Origin of the sequence: Klebsiella sp. AqSCr, assembly GCF_008452795.1 — a bacterium.
GTDB lineage: Bacteria > Pseudomonadota > Gammaproteobacteria > Enterobacterales > Enterobacteriaceae > Klebsiella > Klebsiella pneumoniae.
Map to the genome: position 1 here is coordinate 3109419 of NZ_MJDM01000005.1, position 19576 is coordinate 3128994.

Consider the following 19576-nt stretch of genomic DNA (forward strand, 5'->3'; position numbering starts at 1 on the left):
CAACAACAGCATTACAATCGGTATAAAAAGAATGAACAATAACCCCTTGATTCCAGAGAGTAAACTTCCTGCGCTCGGCACCACGATTTTTACCCAGATGAGCGCCCTGGCCCAGCAGCATCAGGCCATAAACCTGTCCCAGGGCTTTCCCGATTTTGACGGCCCGCGCTATCTGCAGGAGCGTCTGGCGTACCACGTGGCGCAGGGGGCGAATCAGTACGCCCCGATGACCGGCGTGCCGGCGCTGCGCGAGGCGATCGCCGGGAAGACGGCGGAGCTGTATGGTTACCAGCCCGACGTTAACAGCGAGATCACGGTCACCGCCGGCGCGACGGAGGCCCTGTATGCGGCGATCACCGCCCTGGTACGCCGCGGCGACGAGGTGATCTGTTTCGATCCCAGCTATGACAGCTACGCCCCTGCGGTGGCGCTGGCCGGCGGCGAGTTACGTCGTATTGCGCTGCAGCCGCCGCATTTTCGCGTCGACTGGCGGCAATTTGCCGCCGCCCTGAGCGAGAAAACCCGGCTGGTGATCCTCAACACCCCGCACAACCCTTCGGCCACCGTCTGGCAGCGCGAGGATTTTGCCGCCCTGTGGCAGGCGATCGCCGAACGCGAGATCTATGTCCTGAGCGATGAAGTCTATGAGCATATCTGCTTTGCTGAGGGCGGCCACACCAGCGTACTGGCGCATCCACAGCTGCGCGAGCGGGCGGTGGCGGTCTCTTCGTTTGGCAAAACCTTTCATATGACCGGCTGGAAGGTCGGCTACTGCGTGGCCCCGGCGGCCATCAGCGCCGAACTGCGCAAGGTGCACCAGTATCTGACCTTCTCGGTGAATACCCCGGCGCAGCTGGCGATCGCCGACATGCTGCGCGAAGCGCCGGAGCATTATCGTGAGCTGCCGGCGTTTTATCGGGAACGTCGCGATCTGTTTATTGAAGCGCTGCGCCCAAGCCGGCTGGAAATCCTGCCCTGTGAAGGGACCTATTTCCTGCTGGCGGACTACAGCGCCATCTCCGATCTTGACGATGTCAGCTTCTGCCGCTGGTTGACCACTGAGATCGGCGTGGCGGCGATCCCGCTCTCCGTCTTCTGCGCCGATCCGTTCCCGCACAAGCTGATCCGCTTGTGCTTCGCCAAACAGCCGGCGACTCTGCTGGCTGCGGCGGCGCGTTTGTGCCAGCTGTAGTTACTTAATCGTCCACGCCTGGGAGAACTGGCGGCCGGCGAACATTTCTGTCAGGCCGCTAATTTGCTTCAGACGCAGCACTTCATCGGCATCCATCCCCAGCTCTTTGCCGATTTTCTGCGGCGTCCAGCCGAGCTGGGTCAGCTCGCGGACGATCTCTGACATGGCGTGGATTTGGTGGCGACCGCGCGCCCGGTTATGGCGTATGGTCGCTGCCATCAGCCCGTCACGCGAGGCAGCTTCACTCGTCAGGCAGGTCACCGGCAAATAGCCTTTTAGCGTTTTTTTCAGCGCGGCTTTGCTGCAGGCCAGCTCATGGCGGTGAAAACCATCGACAATCGTATACGCCTGTGGGCGTTGCTGGATGACGACGACCGGCTGGGTAAAGCCGTCGGCCTCCAGCGACGTTTGCAGCAGACGCTTCTCCGGCGGCGCCACGTTATTCGGGTTGTAATCGTTGGGGGCGACCAGCTCCTGTTTGACCCACAGCACGCAGTCGACGGGCTGCGAGCGGAAGGGGCTGTAGTGGTGGAGCACCTGGCGAAACGCGTTGATAGCCTCAATGCGCGCCTCGTCATCCAGCTTTTGCAGGTAAGCTTCCAGCGCCTGCGTCAGTTGTTGTTGCATAATATCCCCCATTGTTGGCGATGTTTTTCCATGCGTTTACGGTAGCGCTGATAGTGGCTGCTTTTGGTTGGGCTAAACGAAAGCTGACGGCACCAGTAATCGTTATTGAGCAGTACTTTGCAGACTCGCCGCCAGGATGGGATATCTTTGGTGCCAATGTCCGCAGGTTGGGTATCCGGAATATCCTCCATACCTTTTTTCTGGTACCAGCGCAGGTAGACGGCGATTTTATTGCGGTAGTGCTCGGCGGTGGTTTCCGGCATGCTGTCGAGCAGGAACAGGGCGTAGCTTTTCCACGTCAGGTGGTCGGGCTTGTCGATTTTCCGATGACCGTAGAACTGATTATCATGCCCGGCATAGACCCCGCCGCTGTGCGCGCCGCTCACTCGCTGGCACATCGCGGCCCAGCGCTCAGGTTCCAGCACGTGATACAGCCACAGCCCCTGGCGCTGCTCGGGACCAAACGGTTCGCAAATGCGCATATAGCGCAGCGGCACCCCGGCCTGATACATCAGATCGTACAACGGGTTATAGGGCTCGCCGCTTTTGGCAAACCAGGTCCAGATATCGGCGGTTTTCCAGTCATAGAGCGGGTAGATGTACCAGGCGTGGCCGCCCGGCGCTGAAGTGGTCCATGGTTTATCGTCGGCGAAGCGCTGTTTACGCTGTGAAGAAATCGTCATAAAGCGATTTAGCGATTCGTCGGCGCGAATGCCCACCAGCACGGCGGCGGGACGACGCTGCGAAAACCACTCGGCGAAGTGGCTGACGAAGGCTTCAAAGCTCATTCCGGGTTGATAAAATGAAAAATAGCCCGGGTGGGTAATGGCCCAGGGCGGCGGCTGGCGTACCCACTCGGTTCCGGGCTCCCAGCATTGCCATTGCGGCTTATACTGCGTCAGGGCATTTTGGGTGGTGAGCGGCAGGGCGACCCAGTAAAAGGTTTCGATAACATCCGCATACAGCGCACGCAGTTTTTCACAGTGGGCGATGGTGCAGGAGAACTGCGCTTCCCAGTCAATAAACAACACGCAGATTTTTTTCCCCTGTAACCGCGCCGCCTGGGCGGTTAAATGCAGCATAACGGTGGAGTCTTTTCCCCCGGAAAAAGAGACACAGATGCGCGAAAAATTATCCATGACCCACTGGATCCGCTGCTCAGTTGCCTGCAGCACCGATTCCGGTAAGGGATATTTAATAAACGACATGACCATTAATCCTTTAATAGTAGAAAATTCCCGTTAGCTCAGTATAAACGATGAGGGGTAGGAAATTAATGGTCGATTATTGTTTCTGGCAGCGGGGGAACAGAAGGGCGTTATTCGCTGTGATTAAATTTGGGCCGTGATGCCTCTCGATCATTCATTAATATGGTGATTAATTCAGTTAAAAAATGATTTTGCGAAGATGCATGGTGGTAATTAATGTAGATCGTGATATCCGGAAAAAGATTATCTATGTTGATGGCGTGAAGCTGCATAGTGGGTGAGATAAAGTCATATAAATAGGAAGGCAAAAAGCCAATTAAGTCGGTTTTATTAATCATGTTAAGAATGGTCATAAAAGAGTCGCTGCGAAAGGCAATATTGCGCGGATTCAGCCAGGCGATGCTGCTTTGCTGCACGCGCTGAATAACGGGATCGTTGGTAATATAGTGAGTGAAAAACTCCTGTGCCAGTGACTCTACCGAGGTAAGCGTTTCGCGTCGCGGATGGCCCGCCCGGCAAACCGCCAGCGTCTGCACCGTCTGATAGGGCTGACAGATCGTGGCGCGGTTGGTAATGGGCATGCGGGTGAACACCAGGTCCGCCTGGCGATACGCCAGCAGCTCCTCAGCCGATTCGGTGGTGGTCAGGTTATGGTGCTCAATTTGCAAGTTCGCCTGATGACAGAGCTGGTTAATCATAACGTGGCTATTGACTGAACAGAACAGCGGGGGGCCATATATCACAATACGTTTACGCAGTTCTGAGCGATTATTAAGATTGATGGTTTTTTCCAGCTGCTCCAGATTTTGCTGTAGATGATAATGAAGATTGACGCAGGCGGTGGTGGGCGTCATTCCTTTGCCAACACGAACAAATAGCGGATCGTTTAACTGCTGGCGCAGACGCTGCAACGACTGACTCACCGCTGAGGGGGTGATAAATAACATCGCCGCCGCTTTGCTGATGCTCAAATGTTGATAGATACATTCGAAAATAACCAATAAATTCAAATCGAACTTTTTCAGATCGTAAAGATTTGCCATTAATGCAGTCCTGTTTATTACCGGTGCGGATTATAATATTCTTAATGATAATGTTTTGTGCCTTAATATTTGCGGTGTGAATTTAACTATTGGCAAATACAGTTAAGTTCTGCTTAATATATCTTATCGTCGACGGTGGCGCCAGCGGTCGCTTCCGCCAGGCGCCACTGCGGGATGGAATTACTCTTTTTCACCCATCATAATATGCAGTTTCTCTTTATCCGGTAGGCCGACCACCTGCTGCAGCATATTATCTTTATTCATATAATAAATCGCCGGCGTCACGTTGGCTCCCAGATCGTCCATCAGCTGCTGGTTGACGTTGAGCATTTTCATTTTCTCCGGCGGAATTGCTTTCGGGATCGTCAGAGCCATTTTCCCATTCGATTGCTCGTAATCATGCCAGGTTTTCGCCGGATCGCTGCTGGCGAGAATCGCCGCGGCGGTGGCCGGGCTCTCCGGCTTAATCACCCCCACCAGCAGAGTGCGGATCTGCACTTTACCGGCCTCTACCCAGGGGCGGGATTGCTGCCAGAACTGCTTGCAGTAGGGACAGAAGGGATCGGCAAAGACATACAGCACGATAGGGGCGTCCTTGCGACCATCCTGCAGCCAGTGGGCGCTGGCCATCTTCTTCCACATCTCTTGTCCCGCCGGGGTATAGAGTTCTTTCTGAAACAGCTGCTCGCTGAGGTTGCTGCCGTTCTCATCATACATATAGCCGGAGATCGCGTGTTTACCATCCGGCGTTAGGTAGATGGCGACCCCCATGTCCTGGTATTTGCCCAGCCAGCCTTTCATTCCCCCCGGCGCCTCAAAGGGTTTTATAATTGTAATGCCCTGTTTTTCGATCGCTTTTACCGGAGCGGGGAGTTCCTCCGCATGGCTGCATAACGGCAAAAGGCTGAGTAACAGAAGACGCTTTAACATAAGTATTCCTTGTAAAATCAGCAGGAAAGGGCAAAACGATTGTTGAACCTATCACAGTCATAGGCAAGATCAGCAGAATGACGGATTGCCCTTTGCTGGCGTGGGTGATGTAATCCTGGATGCTGTTACATTAAGGTAATGTAGAGCGCAACACATAGCCAGTCTGACTGGCGCTGAACCTACCCTCGGGTATTTCAGGTAACGGGGCCGCCTGAAAAGGTGGCCTTTTTACTTTTGTCGCGGCAAATGATGCGAAAAACAGCGATTAGCGCTGAACGCGTCGACAGGTTCACAGAGTTGTCTTGTTCCGGTTGTTAGATAACGCTTATTGATTCGATAATGTAAACGCATTGGTCGGGTCAGGAAAAATTCGTTAACTTAGACCTCAACGAAAACACGGAGGAAGTATAGATGTCCTTAATTAACACCAAAATCAAACCGTTCAAAAACCAGGCATTCAAAAATGGTGAATTCATCGAAGTCACCGAGAAAGACACCGAAGGCCGCTGGAGCGTCTTCTTCTTCTATCCGGCTGACTTCACCTTCGTCTGCCCGACCGAACTGGGCGACGTGGCTGACCATTACGAAGAACTGCAGAAGCTGGGCGTAGACGTTTACTCTGTGTCTACCGATACCCACTTCACCCACAAAGCGTGGCACAGCAGCTCTGAAACCATCGCCAAAATCAAATATGCGATGATCGGCGACCCGACTGGCGCCCTGACCCGTAACTTCGACAACATGCGTGAAGATGAAGGTCTGGCTGACCGCGCTACCTTCGTCGTTGACCCGCAGGGTATCATCCAGGCGATCGAAGTTACCGCTGAAGGTATCGGCCGTGATGCGTCTGACCTGCTGCGTAAAATCAAAGCGGCGCAGTACGTTGCTTCTCACCCAGGCGAAGTCTGCCCGGCGAAATGGAAAGAAGGCGAAGCGACGCTGGCTCCTTCTTTAGATCTGGTTGGTAAGATCTAAGTCTGTTTGTGCCCGGCGGCGCTACGCTTGCACGGGCCTACAAGATCGTAGGCCGGGTAAACGGCGTGCCACCCGGCAATCAATGGGCGCTTTCGCGCCCATTTTATTCCAACACCATGATGCAAGCGCATTCAGGCAGCCTGACGAGGTCGCTTGCATGATGATGTTTTAAGCCCAGGAGATAACAATGCTCGACACCAACATGAAAACCCAGCTCAAGGCCTACCTTGAGAAGCTGACCAAGCCTGTTGAGCTGATTGCCACGCTGGATGACAGCGCTAAATCGGCAGAAATCAAGGAACTGTTGGCTGAAATCGCTGAACTGTCAGACAAAGTCACCTTTAAAGAAGACAACACGCTCGCGGTACGTAAGCCCTCGTTCCTGATTACTAACCCAGGTTCCGACCAGGGCCCGCGTTTTGCAGGCTCGCCGCTGGGCCACGAGTTTACCTCGCTGGTGCTGGCGCTGCTGTGGACCGGCGGTCATCCGTCGAAAGAGGCCCAGTCGCTGCTGGAGCAGATCCGTGATATTGATGGCGATTTCGAATTCGAAACCTACTATTCGCTCTCCTGTCATAACTGCCCGGACGTGGTCCAGGCCCTGAACCTGATGGCGGTGCTCAACCCGCGCATCAAACACACGGCGATTGACGGCGGGACCTTCCAGAATGAGATCACCGAGCGTAACGTCATGGGCGTGCCAGCGGTGTTCATGAACGGTCAGGAGTTTGGTCAGGGACGGATGACGCTGACTGAAATCGTCGCCAAAGTGGATACCGGTGCGGAAAAACGCGCAGCGGAAGAGCTGAATCAGCGTGACGCTTACGATGTACTGATCGTTGGCTCCGGCCCGTCCGGCGCGGCGGCGGCGGTCTACTCTGCACGTAAAGGGATTCGTACCGGCCTGATGGGCGAACGCTTCGGCGGCCAGGTGCTGGATACCGTGGATATCGAAAACTATATTTCGGTGCCGAAAACCGAAGGCCAGAAGCTGGCAGGCGCGCTGAAAGCGCACGTCAATGACTATAACGTCGACGTGATCGACTCCCAGAGCGCGACCAAACTGACGCCGGCGGCGACAGAGGGCGGCCTGCATCAGATCGAAACCGCCTCCGGCGCGGTGCTCAAGGCGCGTAGCGTCATCATCGCCACCGGGGCGAAATGGCGCAATATGAACGTGCCGGGCGAAGATCAGTATCGCACCAAGGGCGTGACCTACTGCCCTCACTGCGATGGTCCGCTGTTTAAGGGCAAACGCGTAGCGGTAATCGGCGGCGGGAACTCCGGCGTGGAAGCCGCCATTGACCTGGCGGGCGTCGTGGAGCACGTAACCCTGCTGGAGTTTGCCCCAGAGATGAAAGCCGACCAGGTGTTGCAGGATAAAGTCCGCAGCCTGAAGAATGTCGACATCATTCTTAATGCGCAGACCACGGAAGTGAAAGGCGATGGCAGCAAAGTCACCGGTCTGCAGTATCGTGACCGGGTGAGCGGCGATGAGCATCATGTCGCGCTGGCGGGGATCTTCGTCCAGATTGGCCTGCTGCCTAACACCACCTGGCTGGAAGGCGCCGTTGAGCGCAACCGCATGGGCGAGATCATCATCGATGCGAAGTGCGAAACCAACGTCAAAGGCGTGTTCGCCGCGGGCGATTGCACCACCGTGCCGTACAAACAGATTATTATCGCGGCAGGGGAAGGGGCAAAAGCGTCGCTGAGCGCTTTCGACTACCTGATCCGCACGAAAACCGCATAACAAGTCAGACAATAGACCTGCATAACAAAGAGGCTACCCAGGGGTAGCCTCTTTTTTTATACTCTTTTCGTCATTCTTACCTGACGACCATTACCGGGATATGGGCATGGCGGATCACGCTCGAGGCATTGGAGCCGAGCAGGTGGGTACTGATGGAGGGATTGCGTGAGCCAATAACTACCACGTCGGCGTTAATTTCGCTGGCCAGCTCGTTGACCATATCGCGCACGCTGCCAAAACGGACATGTAGCTTGATACGAGACGGGTCAATGCTGAAGTGGCTGACCATCGTCTGCAGGCGAGTCTCCGCCTCATGCTGCAGATGTTCCTCAAACCGCCGCAGGTCGGCGGTAAAACGGCTCATGGTAAAGCTCGCGGAACCCGGTAAGACGTGGAGCAGATGGATCACCCCGTCCTGCTGGGCCAGAAACTCCGCGTGCCGGACGGCTTTATCGCTCAGCGCCATCTCAAAGACATCAACCGGCATAATGATAGTCTTATACATATGCAATCCTCCTTGTTCGTTTGCGTCTATATCAACATATTATATGCGGATATTGTGTCATTCAGGTCGCAAAACTGTCAGCCAGGCAGGCGCAAAGCGTAAAAAAGGGTAAGCGGCGGGAAAACAGCAGAAAGAGGATGTGCGGACATCCTCTGAATAAAGCGCGAAACGCCTCAGGCAGCGGGATTAGCGGTGGAATTCGCCAGCGGCTTCCGGCTGGTACAATAGCTCCAGCACTTCCAGGTGCGTCGATGCGCCGCCCGGCAGCTCCCAGTGAATGGTGCTGCCGACTTTCAGGCCCAGCAGCGCGGCGCCCACCGGCGCGAGGACGGAGAGCTGGCTGGCGCTGTCGGTCACCTGTGACGGAAACACCAGCGTCCGCACGCGCTCTTCGCCGCTGGTTAAATCGCGGAATTTTACCCTGCTATTCATGGTGACGACATCATGCGGCATCGCTTCCGGGGCCAGCATTTGCGCGCGGTCGAGTTCCTCATTCAGGGCATCGGCAACCGGTGAGTTGGCGAAAGCCGGCTGCTCCAGCAGCCTGTCGATACGTTCGGCATCCAGTTCATTAATGATGATTGCGGGTCTGGTCATTGCATACTCCATGTTATCCAGGAACCTGTCCGTAAAAGAAAACCCTCGCCGAAAGGGGCAAGGGTTAAGGTCCTACCATCATACTGAGAGTTGCCGGCAGTTTGAAGTGATGAAACGCACATTCAGCGTGCAACACCATCCGGCGGACGGTGTTTTCCAATCAGCATCCCGCTTTACGCTAGTGGCCAACCTTATCGAGGATAAACTGTGCGCCGCAGTTACCCGGGTGAGGCTGGGGCAGAAAAGCGGAAGTGGCCAGCGGGGCGTTGATGGTCGCGGCGTTGAGCGAGATTTGCATCTCCGTCAGATAGGCCGGATTACCGTTGCAGGTTAGCTTAAACGCCTTCACGCTCTGCGGACCCCAGGCGCGGGCCACGGCGGCGTCGAAGTCGGCGCGGCTGACCGTTTGGCCATAGTGCTTCGCGAGAAAATCCCCCACCGGGCTGCGCTTAATTTCACCGTTTAGTCGCACCATGGCGCCAAAGTAGCTGTCGGGATCGAAGCCGAAGCAGACGCCATGTTTGGCATATTCGTAGCGTTCCAGACAGGAGGTGCCGCCCGATCCCGGCATCACATTATTAAGTTTATTGGCCATCTCCAGCGACAGTCCGGTCTCCGCCGCCTGGCATTTGCGGTTCGCTTTTACCTCCGGCATGTTGGGCACCGGACGCGTGGCGCAGCCGTAGCGCATCCAGCGACGTTCATCCACTCCGCGCGCGGCAATGGACTTTGGCAGCCCGGGCCACAGGCCATGCACGGTCAGAAAGTCGGCTTTATTCGCGGTGTCCTGCTGCAGGCGACACTCTTCCGGTTCGTTGCGATTGCGGTCATACATGCTCTGACAGAATCCGGTTTGCCAGGAGAGGGCAAGGACGTAGCGGTCAAAATCAGCGTATCGCGTCGCGGTGAGCGGTTCAGCACCGGCCTGAGTGGCGGTAAGCACAAGGGCAATCGCGGCGAAATCCTTCCTGAACATTTTTATTCCTGATTATGGATGGCAAAAGATAACGGGGAGTTATTAAAGCATAAAAAAGGCGCCCGCTGGCGCCTTTTCGCGTGGTTAGACCGTTAGTGGAGCGCGCTGCCGGGCACCAGGATTTCAGTAGCAACGATCACCACCAGCAGGCCAACGAGCACCGGCACTGAGGTGCGCTTGACCACTTCGAATGGGGAAATCTTCGCCATCCCGGCAACGGCGACCACCACCCCGGAGACGGGCGATATCGTGCGGCCGAGGTTAGAAGCCTGCAGCATCGGAATCGACAGGTAGGCCGGATTGATGCCGGAGGAGTGCGCTAGCTTGGGGATCATCTCAACGAAGGCGTAGAACGGGGCATTACCGGAACCGGTGGTCATCGCCGCCAGCATGGTCAGGATCACCAGCACCAGCATCAGAATAATGCTGGCCGAGCCGAAGGAGGTAGCGATTGAGATCAGACCGTTGATAAAGCCGATAGTGCTTAACCCCTGGGCAAAGACGCCGGCGGCAACCAACAGCATCACTACGCCGGCGAAGGCGTCGGCCATTCCACGGTAGGCGACTTCCAGCCCGCTAAAGACGTTTTTGGTGTTGAAACCGCGCAGGAACTCGAGGATCGCCGCCAGCAGCATGCAGCCAACGAGGATGGTGATAATGTGCAGCTCCGGCCCCCATTTACCGTCAAAGATCAGCACGCCGATGATCGGGGTAAACGGCAGAATGGCATACAGCGCCGGGGCGGTGGTGGTGATGTCGTTGACATCGAGCATCTCGTGAGAAATGTGCTCTTTTTTATCCAGATAGCGCTGCCAGAAAAAGTGGGCGATCGCCATGCAGATAATGGCCGCGATGGAGATCGGCAGCGTGGTTTTAAAAGCAAAGTCGATCAGCGGCATTTCAGCGGCTTTGGCCGCCAGGACGACGTCACCCGAGGTTGGCGAGAGGATAATCGCCGCCGGTGAGGCGCAGATGGCGGCGGCGGCCCCGCGGCTGATACCGACATTCACCATTACCGGGAACAGCGTCGCCATCAGCAGTACGCCAAGGCCGGTCGCGGAGGAGACGGCCAGCGACATCAGGCAGGCGACAAAATAGGCGGCAATCATCAGCAGATAGGGCGAATTAATATAGCGCAACGGCTTCGACGCTAATTTGACCACCATATCATTGGCGCCAATATGGGTCATATAGGTGGCGAAGCCGCACAGCATCATGATCATCATGCCCAGATCGCCGCCGCGGCTCATGAGTAGAATCTTAATGTATTCAATAATATCGGTAGCGGAATAGCCGGTGCTCGCGGTATTACCCGGTAACACTTTATGTCCCAGCAGGGCGCTGACGATCAGTAAGATTAAGCCTCCGACGAACAGCACCCCGGTGGCCGAGTAGCCTTTAATGATATAGCGGGCTACGCCCACAATGACCACAATCCCTATCAGGATCTCAATAAACGTCAGCATTTATTACCCCTAAACCCAAAGAATATGTAGCTAAAAAGCACCACACCAAATTTTAATGTGCGAATGTGCCGAAAAAACGGACAAAACTCGCTGATGCAAATCAATAAAGCGATAAGAACTACACGTCCCCAGTCACGCCTGGATATAATCACCAGATGGATAGTTAAGCCGTTCTGATGGACAGCGGGCGAAAATCAGGAGTTTGCCTTATTTCGTTCAACCTGTATTGAGATTATCTTTGCTATTTTAGGTGGCTTTTAAATCCAAGTGGTAATAGAAAAGTGTTGATGTTACGTCGTTTTTCATTGTTTTCTCTTGGTTTTTTAGGATGGTTATTGGTGTCCGGAAACGCCAGCGCGTCGTTTTCATCGACCCTTAGCGAAGGTTACCATACCTTAAGTAATAACGTAGCGCAGACCTGGAATGAGCCGGAGCACTATGATTTGTACGTTCCAGCCATCACCTGGCATGCGCGCTTTGCCTATGACAAGGAAAAAACCGATAAGTATAACGAACGTCCGTGGGGGGCAGGTTTCGGCGTCTCGCGCTGGGATGAGAAAGGGAACTGGCATGGCCTGTACCTGATGGCGTTTAAAGACTCTTTTAATAAGTGGGAGCCCATCGGCGGCTACGGCTGGGAGAAAACCTGGCGCCCGCTGACGGACCAGAATTTCCACCTCGGCCTTGGCTATACCCTCGGCGTCACGGCGCGCGATAACTGGAACTACATCCCGATCCCGGTGATCTTGCCATTGGCGTCAATAGGTTACGGTCCGGCAACTTTCCAGATGACCTATATTCCCGGCACCTACAATAACGGTAACGTTTACTTCGCCTGGGCGCGCTTCCAGTTTTAATTCGCTAAATCTTAGCAATAAATGAGATAAGCGGAAGGTCTTGTGCAAAAACAAGGACTAAAGCGTTACCCACTAAAAAAGATAGCGACTTTTATCACTTTTTAGCAAAGTTGCACTGGACAAAAGGTACCACAATTGGTGTACTGATACCCGACACAGCATTAGTGTCGATTTTTCATATAAAGGTAATTTTGATGTCTAAGATTAAAGGTAACGTTAAGTGGTTTAATGAGTCCAAAGGATTCGGTTTCATTACTCCGGAAGATGGCAGCAAAGATGTATTCGTACACTTCTCTGCAATCCAGTCCAACGGTTTCAAAACTCTGGCTGAAGGTCAGCGCGTAGAGTTCGAAATCACTAACGGTGCCAAAGGCCCTTCTGCTGCAAACGTCATCGCTCTGTAAGCAACGCGTCAGTAGAATATAAAAACCCGCTAATAAGCGGGTTTTTTTTTGCCTGTCTCCTTCGCTTTTAGCGGCTGGCCGCCTGCGAGAAAAGCCAGAAGGCGAGCGCCGTCATCGCAAACGAACCCAGCAAATTCACCGCGACGTTGAGCAGCGCCCAGCTTACCCGGCCCTGCTGCAGGAGAAACACCACTTCCGCAGAAAAGGTGGAGAACGTGGTCAGGCCGCCGCAGAAACCGGTGGTAATCAGCAGTTTCCACATCGGGTCAATACCGGTCAGACGATTAAACCACGCCAGCCCGGCGCCAATCACAAAGGCGCCTAACAGGTTGGCCGTTAGAGTCCCAATCGGGATAGCATGATGCACAGGATTGAGCTTCATGCCGAGCCACCAGCGCAATACGCTGCCGGTGCCGCCGCCAATAAAAACGGCGCAAAGAAGTTGAAACACGGTCGTTTCCTGCTATTTGATGTAAGAGAGTGTCAAGTGTAGCGCGCATCGGGCGCGATTGGCTATCCATAACCTGACGGGAGAAGAACATGCGGGTAGCGGCAGGACAATTTGCCGTCACGCCAGTATGGCGGACGAATGCGCAAACCTGTGTGGCGATGATGCAGCAGGCGGAGCGAGAAGGGGCGGCGCTGCTGGTGCTGCCGGAGGCGTTGCTGGCGCGGGATGACAACGACCCGGATCTGTCAGTTAAATCGGCCCAGCCGCTGGATGGCGCATTTTTGCAGCCGCTGTTGGCCGAGAGCAGGCGTAACAGCCTGACCACGGTCCTGACGCTCCATGTGCCGTCAGGGGAGGGGAGAGCGACCAACACGTTGGTGGTGTTACGGGAAGGCGCAGTGATCGCCCATTATCATAAACTTCATCTATATGACGCCTTCGCGATGCAGGAGTCCCGGCGGGTGGATCCCGGTCAGCAGATCCCGCCGGTGATTGAGGTGGCGGGATTACGCGTTGGCCTGATGACCTGCTACGATCTTCGCTTTCCGGAACTGGCGCTTTCGTTGGCCCTGAATGGGGCACAGCTGCTGGTGCTGCCCGCTGCATGGGTGAAAGGGCCGCAGAAAGAGCATCACTGGGCGACGCTGCTGGCGGCACGCGCTCTCGATACTACCTGCTATATCGTGGCGGCAGGCGAATGCGGAACGCGCAATATCGGGCTGAGCCGCATCGTCGATCCGCTGGGGACCACTCTGGCGGGGGCCGGGAGCGAGCCGCAGCTGATCTTTGCCGATCTCTCAGCGGATGACCTTGCGCGCGTTCGCGAGCGTTTGCCAGTGCTGCGGAACCGACGATTTGCGCCACCGCAATTATTATGACGTTTTTTTAAACAAGGCTTGATTCACCTTGTTACAGATTGCTATTGTGTCCGCGCGTCAAATACCCGTATTGTTTATCCCAATAATTCGCTGTGCACGTCAGGATGGACATCTCAGCGCTCACTCCCGGAGGGGAGGCTATGGGCCGAAACACGCAGCCCACGCACAGGTGGATTACAATAGGACGGATAAATGCGTGTATGATGGCGTATTCGCAGCTTGTATAGAGAAGAAGGTTAGCTATGGGTGAGATTAGTATTACCAAACTGCTGGTAGTCGCAGCACTGATTATCTTAGTGTTTGGTACCAAGAAATTACGTACGCTGGGCGGCGACCTGGGGTCGGCTATCAAGGGCTTTAAAAAAGCCATGAACGAAGATGACGATAGCGCGAAGAAAACCACCGCAGAAGAAGAAGCGCCGGCGCAGAAGCTCTCTCATAAAGAGTAATTCTCCGGCTGCGTCCCCTGACGGGATGCTGGCGGTACGGCGAAGAGGCCGCGACGTTTATCGTTGCGGCCTTTGTCGTTTTTGTCGACGCCGCGGAGAAAAGATGCAACTAACTGTTACGGACAGGCGAAACGGATGAAGCGGAGAGAGCCGCTGCGCCGAAAAGGCGCGCAGCGGCGGAAGCGGTGGGTTATTTAACTTCCATCCCTTTAGCCTGCAGGTCGGCATGATAGGAAGAGCGGACGAAGGGACCGCAGGCGGCGTGGGTGAAGCCCATCGCCATCGCTTCCGCTTTCATCTCTTCAAACTCTTCCGGGCTGACGTAGCGCTGCACCGGCAGGTGGTGACGGCTCGGCTGCAGATACTGGCCTAACGTCAGCATGGTGACGCCATGGCGACGCAGGTCGCGCATCACTTCGATGATCTCGTCGTTGGTTTCGCCCAGACCTACCATCAGGCCGGATTTCGTCGGGATCTCCGGGTGCGCTTCTTTAAAACGCTCCAGCAGCTTCAGCGACCAGTTGTAATCCGCGCCCGGACGTACCTGACGATAAAGACGGGGCACGTTTTCGAGGTTATGGTTGAAGACATCCGGCGGGGTCACCGTCAGAATATCAAGTGCGCGATCCATGCGGCCGCGGAAATCCGGAACCAGCGTTTCGATCTTAATCGACGGGTTTTTCTCGCGAATGGCGCTGATGCAGTCGGCAAAATGCTGTGCGCCGCCATCACGCAGGTCGTCACGGTCTACCGAGGTGACTACGACATAGCGCAGACCCATATCGGCGATAGTTTGCGCCAGCTTTTGTGGCTCGTTTGCATCTGGCGCGACCGGGCGTCCATGCGCGACGTCGCAGAACGGGCAACGGCGGGTACAGATCGCGCCGAGGATCATAAAGGTCGCGGTACCGTGGTTGAAGCATTCTGCAAGGTTCGGGCAGGAGGCCTCTTCGCACACAGAGTGCAGGCCGTTCTTACGCATCGCTGCTTTGATTCCCTGGATACGGGACGAGTCTGCCGGAAGTTTGATTTTCATCCATTCCGGTTTTCTGAGCAGAGCTTCACGCTCAGTTGCCACGTTTTTCACCGGGATAAGGGCCATTTTATCGGCGTCGCGGTACTTAACACCGCGTTCCATCACAATGGGTTTACTCATAGCGTGCGTGTTCCAGTTGCGAGTCACGAAGGAAAGCGAATTAATTCAATGAAATGTTGCAATTATCAACTATTTTTGAATCAAGAGCAGGCAGTATACCATTGAAAAGGGGCAGAAAGCAGCCTGCCTGCCCGGCAAATTGTAAAATAGTTGTTGTTTTATCCTTTTCCCTTCCGTGCGCTACGCCTTAAACGAGCGGATCACCGTCTCGATGATCTCTTTCAGCAATGGCTCTTTCCCGCTCAGCTTATTAAAGTGCAGCGCAACGTCAATCTGCTCTTCACCGAGGGAAGGGAAATCCAGGGTCTGCAGCGGCCAGAGACGGGACACCATGGCGAACAGGCGTTCGGTGGTCAGACCCAGCATATCGCTCCCGGCGATCATCGCCGCCTGGGTCATCAGGTTAAAGGTGCTAAAGCCGCAGCGGCGCTCGCCCATCTCTTCCTGTAGTCGGCGATGGAGGGTGGGGTAGCGCTGGCCTTCCGGCAGCAGCAGCGCAAATTCGTACTCCGCGAGGGTCGTTTCATCCTGCGGACCGTCCAGCGCGGGATGCCCTGCGCGGCAGTACATCTGTACCCGATCCTGATACAGCACATGATGGCTTATCGCCTGGCCGCTGTGCAGGTGGGTATCAATGAGCAGATCCACCTGGCGCTGGTCAAGCTGCCGCGCGGCGTCGACGATGGCGATATTGTGCAACAGGATCTGCGGAAAGGTCGGCTTCAGCGCGCTGGCCAGGCCAGGCATCAGCAGCGCTCCCATCGCTGGCGTAGTGGCGATAGTGATCACCCGCTGCTGGTGCGGGCTACCGGTGATATCCAGCGCGCTGAGGAAAGCTTCCATGCCGCGGCTGATGTATTGATGAAGATGGGTGGCATAGGCGGTGGGGGTGACGCCCTGTCCTTTGCGGATAAATAGCGGATCGGGGAACAGCGCCCGCAGTTTGTTAATTGACTGGCTAATCGCCGACGGTGTGATATTGAGTATCTTCGCGGCGTTGACGATACCTTTATGTACGTATACCGCTTCAAAGATCGTCAACAGATTGAGGTCAATATTACGCAGGATGCGAAACATTTGACGATCGTAACGTTCATCCTGTCTGTCAGGAGATTCTGACGGAGGCGTATTCTCTGGCACGCGATGAGTCCGGTTGGGAATGATAGGCCAAGTATAGCGGCCCACCGCGTTGCCGTGCGTGACAATTGATTGCAAAAATAACGTGTTACTCGTTTAGCGCCCCGCTGACAGCGGGACGATGGCCTGCCGCTTAATCCCGGGGAAGATATTCGTGTGGTGGATGATTTAGCAGCGCCAGCAGATTGGCGACCAGTCGCGGAGCGACCGTCTCCGGGGAGGCTGCCGGCTGCCACTGGCGCATTTGCGTCATCTCCATACCGGCATAGCCGCAGGGGTTGATACGCAAAAACGGTGTGAGATCCATGGCGATATTAAGCGCCAGACCGTGGAAAGAACAACCTTTACGGATCCGCAATCCCAGAGAGCAGATTTTGCGTTCGCCGACATAGACGCCAGGGGCGTCGGCGCGGGGGTGCGACTCGATACTATATTCAGCCAGGGTATTGACGACCGTTTGCTCCAGTAGCGTCACTAGCTCCCGCACGCCCAGCTTGCGGCGCTTGAGGTTCAACAGGACGTACATCACCTGCTGTCCCGGACCGTGATAGGTGACCTGGCCGCCGCGATCGCTCTGGATCACCGGAATATCGCCGGGCACCAGCACGTGTTCCGCTTTGCCGGCCTGACCCTGGGTGAATACGGGGTGATGTTCCACCAGCCAGATCTCGTCGAGGGTATCTTCATCACGGGCGTCGGTAAATTCATGCATCGCCTGCGAGACGGGTTCGTAAGGTTGCAGGCCAAGCTGCCGGATAAGAATTTTATTGTGCTGCAAAACAACATCTCCGCCGGGAAGAGAGAATTCAGGTTGGGGAGTATATCACAGCCGTGCAGAAGGGAATGAGAAGACCCGGCACGGCGGCCGGGTCAGGGAAAAGGTTACAGCACCATCCGAACGATATCGATATTGCCTAACTCTTCGTACAGCGTTTCCACTTGTTCAATGTGGGTGGCGTTGATGGTGATGGAGACCGAGTGGTAGTTACCTTTGCTGCTCGGTTTTACTGACGGCGAGTAATCACCAGGCGCATGGCGCTGTACCACTTCCACCACCTGATCAACCAGCTCCGGCAACGCCTGCCCCATTACTTTGTAAGTAAATGGCGTAGGGAATTCAAGCAGTTCGTTAAGTTTGGTTTTCATGTCAGCTCCGGTGTTACGACAAAATAATAACTCCCACCAAGGGCGGGAGTTATCAGGTTACTTGGATGAATAGTATATGGGGATGGAAATCACACTTTCAAGTGTTCGATTTTTAACCAAACCAGTGGTGGAACATTAATTTAATGTAATCAATAATTTTGCCGAAGAAATTACCTTCCGGAATTTCCTGCAGGACCACCAGCGGACGCTGGTCGATGGTTTTACCATCCAACTGGAAGTTAATGGTGCCGACAACCTGGTTTTTCTGCAGCGGGGCGTGCAGCTCAGTGTTATTCAGCACGTAGCTGGCTTTCAGATCTTTCATTCGGCCGCGCGGAATGGTCAGGTAGACGTCTTTATCCACCCCCAGCGAAGCGCGATCGCTGTCGCCGAACCAGGCCGGTTCAGAGGCAAACTCTTTGCCAGCTTTAATCGGGTTGACGGTTTCGAAGAAGCGGAAGCCCCAGGTAAGCAGTTTTTTGCTTTCCGACTCACGGCCTTTGAACGTCCGGCCGCCCATTACCGCCGAGATCAAGCGCATCTGGCCTTCGGTGGCGGAGGCGACGAGGTTGTAACCCGCTTTGTCGGTATGGCCGGTTTTGATGCCGTCGACGTTCAGGCTGTTATCCCACAGCAGGCCGTTACGGTTCAGCTGGCGGATGCCGTTGAAAGTGAACTCTTTCTCACGATAGATGGAGTACTCGTTCGGTACGTCGCGGATCAGCGCCTGGCCAATCAGCGCCATGTCGCGCGCGGAGCTGTACTGTCCGTCAGCATCAAGACCGTGAACGGTCTGGAAATGGGTGTTTTTCAGGCCCAGAGCATTGACGTAGTTGTTCATCAGGCTGACGAAGGCGTCCTGGCTGCCGGCGACGTAGTCGGCCATCGCCACGCAGGCATCGTTACCGGACTGCAGGTTAATACCACGGATCAGCTGAGAAACCGGCACCTGCATGCCCGGCTTGAGGAACATCAGAGAAGAGCCTTTGAAAACCGGGTTGCCGGTGGCCCAGGCATCGTTGCCGACGGTGACCAGATCGGACTCTTTGAATTTGCCCGCTTTCATCGCCTGACCGATAACATAGCTGGTCATCATTTTGGTCAGACTGGCCGGGTCGCGGCGGGAGTCGGCATTGTTTTCAGCCAGTACCTTGCCAGAGTTGTAATCGATAAGGATCCAGGATTCGGCGTCAATCTGCGGGGCGCCTGGGATCATCGTTTTGATATTCAGGTCATCGGCGCGGGCAGCGGAGGAGAGCGCTGCAACGGAGAGCGCCGTAATGAGTAAACGAGCGGTGAAAGAGGTCTTCATGGTCAGAACAACGGCATCCGTGATGGAGTTAAAAAAGTGCCTTACTATAGCAAATGCTCTGCGGGCCAGCATCCGACATTGCGCATGAGTTTGTTAATGACTTTTACATGCGCGAGGTGAACGGGCGGCCCGCGGCGTTTAGTTGGCGCGAGTAATAAAGGACTGCAGCTGCGCTTCGCTTTGCAGGCGCTGCTGCACGGCGCTGGCCTGTGCTTTATCAGCAAAGGGACCCAGCTGAATACGCCAGACCGCGCCGTTTTGCATGACCCGGCCTGGCACAGAAAACTGCTGGCTCAGGCGCTGCTGATACTGCTGCGCCCGCGTCTGGTCGCTTACTGCGCCCACCTGGACAACAAAATTACCGCTGGCGCTGGAGGTCGCGGAGGACGAGGCCGCCACGGCGCCAGCGGCTGCGGCGGTGGCCGCAGCGGGCGCCACATTACCCTGAATGGAGCCAGGCGCGGTCACTGGCGCTGTTGGCGTGGCGCCGGCGGCAGGAGCCGTCGCGGCGGCT

The 19576-nt window shown here is 55.4% G+C and carries 22 protein-coding genes; 7 read left to right on the forward strand and 15 right to left on the reverse strand.

Going from position 1 to position 19576, the window contains the following annotated elements; genetic code table 11:
- The first annotated feature begins 46 nt into the window (after positions 1–46).
- The gene (locus BHE81_RS19210) at positions 47–1192 is read left to right on the forward strand and encodes a pyridoxal phosphate-dependent aminotransferase (protein WP_072145327.1); all 1146 of its coding nucleotides are present in this window, start codon (positions 47–49) and stop codon (positions 1190–1192) included.
- On the opposite strand, the gene BHE81_RS19215 is transcribed toward BHE81_RS19210, so the two are convergent.
- The 4 genes from BHE81_RS19215 to dsbG all read right to left on the reverse strand — a co-directional run bounded on the left by BHE81_RS19215 (position 1193) and on the right by dsbG (position 5000).
- Positions 1193–1819: an IbrB-like domain-containing protein gene (locus BHE81_RS19215; protein ID WP_004151651.1), complete on the reverse strand. Its 627-nt coding sequence runs from the start codon at positions 1817–1819 to the stop codon at positions 1193–1195.
- Entirely contained in the window at positions 1804–3027 is a 1224-nt protein-coding gene (locus tag BHE81_RS19220) for a phosphoadenosine phosphosulfate reductase (RefSeq protein ID WP_002894369.1), read from the reverse strand. The genes BHE81_RS19215 and BHE81_RS19220 overlap by 16 nt, the downstream gene beginning before the upstream one ends.
- Positions 3028–3137: 110 nt before the next feature.
- On the reverse strand, positions 3138–4070 hold the full coding sequence (gene citR / locus BHE81_RS19225; protein ID WP_002894372.1) for a DNA-binding transcriptional repressor CitR: 933 nt from the start codon (positions 4068–4070) through the stop codon (positions 3138–3140).
- Positions 4071–4250: 180 nt separating this feature from the next.
- Positions 4251–5000 (reverse strand): thiol:disulfide interchange protein DsbG, encoded by a 750-nt coding sequence (gene dsbG, locus BHE81_RS19230; RefSeq protein WP_002894375.1) that lies wholly within the window; start codon positions 4998–5000, stop codon positions 4251–4253.
- Between the two features lie 411 nt (positions 5001–5411).
- Between dsbG and ahpC the strand changes: the two genes are divergently transcribed.
- Both ahpC and ahpF read left to right on the forward strand, forming a co-directional pair.
- Positions 5412–5975 carry an alkyl hydroperoxide reductase subunit C gene (gene ahpC / locus BHE81_RS19235; RefSeq protein WP_002894394.1) on the forward strand — a complete coding sequence of 188 codons (564 nt, stop codon included), beginning with the start codon at positions 5412–5414 and terminating at the stop codon, positions 5973–5975.
- Positions 5976–6162: 187 nt separating this feature from the next.
- The gene (gene ahpF, locus BHE81_RS19240) at positions 6163–7728 is read left to right on the forward strand and encodes an alkyl hydroperoxide reductase subunit F (protein ID WP_004893443.1); all 1566 of its coding nucleotides are present in this window, start codon (positions 6163–6165) and stop codon (positions 7726–7728) included.
- Between the two features lie 76 nt (positions 7729–7804).
- On the opposite strand, the gene uspG is transcribed toward ahpF, so the two are convergent.
- The 4 genes from uspG to dcuC form a co-directional block, all read right to left on the reverse strand.
- Positions 7805–8233, reverse strand: a complete 429-nt coding sequence (gene uspG / locus BHE81_RS19245; RefSeq protein WP_002894401.1) for a universal stress protein UspG — start codon at positions 8231–8233, stop codon at positions 7805–7807.
- 186 nt (positions 8234–8419) lie between these two features.
- Complete coding sequence (gene rnk, locus BHE81_RS19250) at positions 8420–8830, reverse strand: nucleoside diphosphate kinase regulator (RefSeq protein WP_002894404.1); 411 nt, start codon at positions 8828–8830, stop codon at positions 8420–8422.
- Between the two features lie 178 nt (positions 8831–9008).
- Positions 9009–9806 carry a ribonuclease I gene (gene rna / locus BHE81_RS19255; protein ID WP_004176884.1) on the reverse strand — a complete coding sequence of 266 codons (798 nt, stop codon included), beginning with the start codon at positions 9804–9806 and terminating at the stop codon, positions 9009–9011.
- Positions 9807–9898: 92 nt separating this feature from the next.
- A complete protein-coding gene (gene dcuC / locus BHE81_RS19260; RefSeq protein ID WP_004142371.1) occupies positions 9899–11272 on the reverse strand; it encodes an anaerobic C4-dicarboxylate transporter DcuC in 1374 nt (457 codons plus the stop codon).
- Positions 11273–11610: 338 nt separating this feature from the next.
- Between dcuC and pagP the strand changes: the two genes are divergently transcribed.
- The gene (gene pagP / locus BHE81_RS19265) at positions 11611–12129 is read left to right on the forward strand and encodes a lipid IV(A) palmitoyltransferase PagP (RefSeq protein ID WP_004183399.1); all 519 of its coding nucleotides are present in this window, start codon (positions 11611–11613) and stop codon (positions 12127–12129) included.
- Positions 12130–12323: 194 nt separating this feature from the next.
- Complete coding sequence (cspE, locus tag BHE81_RS19270; RefSeq protein ID WP_002439184.1) at positions 12324–12533, forward strand: transcription antiterminator/RNA stability regulator CspE; 210 nt, start codon at positions 12324–12326, stop codon at positions 12531–12533.
- A gap of 67 nt (positions 12534–12600) precedes the next feature.
- On the opposite strand, the gene crcB is transcribed toward cspE, so the two are convergent.
- Positions 12601–12984 carry a fluoride efflux transporter CrcB gene (gene crcB, locus BHE81_RS19275; protein WP_004223642.1) on the reverse strand — a complete coding sequence of 128 codons (384 nt, stop codon included), beginning with the start codon at positions 12982–12984 and terminating at the stop codon, positions 12601–12603.
- Positions 12985–13073: 89 nt separating this feature from the next.
- On the opposite strand from crcB, the gene BHE81_RS19280 reads away from it, so the two are divergent.
- Together BHE81_RS19280 and tatE are read left to right on the forward strand one after the other, a co-directional pair.
- Positions 13074–13862: a deaminated glutathione amidase gene (locus tag BHE81_RS19280; protein WP_002894461.1), complete on the forward strand. Its 789-nt coding sequence runs from the start codon at positions 13074–13076 to the stop codon at positions 13860–13862.
- Between the two features lie 242 nt (positions 13863–14104).
- Positions 14105–14311 carry a twin-arginine translocase subunit TatE gene (gene tatE, locus BHE81_RS19285; protein WP_002894464.1) on the forward strand — a complete coding sequence of 69 codons (207 nt, stop codon included), beginning with the start codon at positions 14105–14107 and terminating at the stop codon, positions 14309–14311.
- Between the two features lie 190 nt (positions 14312–14501).
- Here the strand turns inward: tatE and lipA are convergent, their stop codons facing one another.
- The 6 genes from lipA to BHE81_RS28825 form a co-directional block, all read right to left on the reverse strand.
- Positions 14502–15467, reverse strand: a complete 966-nt coding sequence (lipA, locus tag BHE81_RS19290; RefSeq protein WP_002894467.1) for a lipoyl synthase — start codon at positions 15465–15467, stop codon at positions 14502–14504.
- A 180-nt stretch (positions 15468–15647) separates the two neighbouring features.
- Positions 15648–16607, reverse strand: coding sequence for a YbeF family transcriptional regulator (locus BHE81_RS19295; protein ID WP_004220154.1), 960 nt, complete (start codon positions 16605–16607; stop codon positions 15648–15650).
- 130 nt (positions 16608–16737) lie between these two features.
- Positions 16738–17382 carry a lipoyl(octanoyl) transferase LipB gene (gene lipB / locus BHE81_RS19300; RefSeq protein WP_023302167.1) on the reverse strand — a complete coding sequence of 215 codons (645 nt, stop codon included), beginning with the start codon at positions 17380–17382 and terminating at the stop codon, positions 16738–16740.
- Between the two features lie 104 nt (positions 17383–17486).
- The gene (gene ybeD / locus BHE81_RS19305; RefSeq protein WP_002894474.1) at positions 17487–17750 is read right to left on the reverse strand and encodes a DUF493 family protein YbeD; all 264 of its coding nucleotides are present in this window, start codon (positions 17748–17750) and stop codon (positions 17487–17489) included.
- A 112-nt stretch (positions 17751–17862) separates the two neighbouring features.
- On the reverse strand, positions 17863–19062 hold the full coding sequence (gene dacA, locus BHE81_RS19310; protein ID WP_002894539.1) for a D-alanyl-D-alanine carboxypeptidase DacA: 1200 nt from the start codon (positions 19060–19062) through the stop codon (positions 17863–17865).
- 138 nt (positions 19063–19200) lie between these two features.
- The coding region (locus BHE81_RS28825; RefSeq protein WP_228268722.1) for an SPOR domain-containing protein at positions 19201–19576 on the reverse strand (376 nt) is incomplete at its 5' end.

Coding starts and splice junctions, on each gene's coding strand:
- BHE81_RS19215 (WP_004151651.1), bottom strand. CDS start 1,819: ATGCAACAACAACTGACGCAGGCGCTGGAAGCTTACCTGCAAAAGCTG.
- BHE81_RS19220 (WP_002894369.1), bottom strand. CDS start 3,027: ATGTCGTTTATTAAATATCCCTTACCGGAATCGGTGCTGCAGGCAACT.
- citR (WP_002894372.1), bottom strand. CDS start 4,070: ATGGCAAATCTTTACGATCTGAAAAAGTTCGATTTGAATTTATTGGTT.
- dsbG (WP_002894375.1), bottom strand. CDS start 5,000: ATGTTAAAGCGTCTTCTGTTACTCAGCCTTTTGCCGTTATGCAGCCAT.
- ahpC (WP_002894394.1), top strand. CDS start 5,412: ATGTCCTTAATTAACACCAAAATCAAACCGTTCAAAAACCAGGCATTC.
- ahpF (WP_004893443.1), top strand. CDS start 6,163: ATGCTCGACACCAACATGAAAACCCAGCTCAAGGCCTACCTTGAGAAG.
- uspG (WP_002894401.1), bottom strand. CDS start 8,233: ATGTATAAGACTATCATTATGCCGGTTGATGTCTTTGAGATGGCGCTG.
- rnk (WP_002894404.1), bottom strand. CDS start 8,830: ATGACCAGACCCGCAATCATCATTAATGAACTGGATGCCGAACGTATC.
- rna (WP_004176884.1), bottom strand. CDS start 9,806: ATGTTCAGGAAGGATTTCGCCGCGATTGCCCTTGTGCTTACCGCCACT.
- dcuC (WP_004142371.1), bottom strand. CDS start 11,272: ATGCTGACGTTTATTGAGATCCTGATAGGGATTGTGGTCATTGTGGGC.
- cspE (WP_002439184.1), top strand. CDS start 12,324: ATGTCTAAGATTAAAGGTAACGTTAAGTGGTTTAATGAGTCCAAAGGA.
- BHE81_RS19280 (WP_002894461.1), top strand. CDS start 13,074: ATGCGGGTAGCGGCAGGACAATTTGCCGTCACGCCAGTATGGCGGACG.
- tatE (WP_002894464.1), top strand. CDS start 14,105: ATGGGTGAGATTAGTATTACCAAACTGCTGGTAGTCGCAGCACTGATT.
- lipA (WP_002894467.1), bottom strand. CDS start 15,467: ATGAGTAAACCCATTGTGATGGAACGCGGTGTTAAGTACCGCGACGCC.
- ybeD (WP_002894474.1), bottom strand. CDS start 17,750: ATGAAAACCAAACTTAACGAACTGCTTGAATTCCCTACGCCATTTACT.
- dacA (WP_002894539.1), bottom strand. CDS start 19,062: ATGAAGACCTCTTTCACCGCTCGTTTACTCATTACGGCGCTCTCCGTT.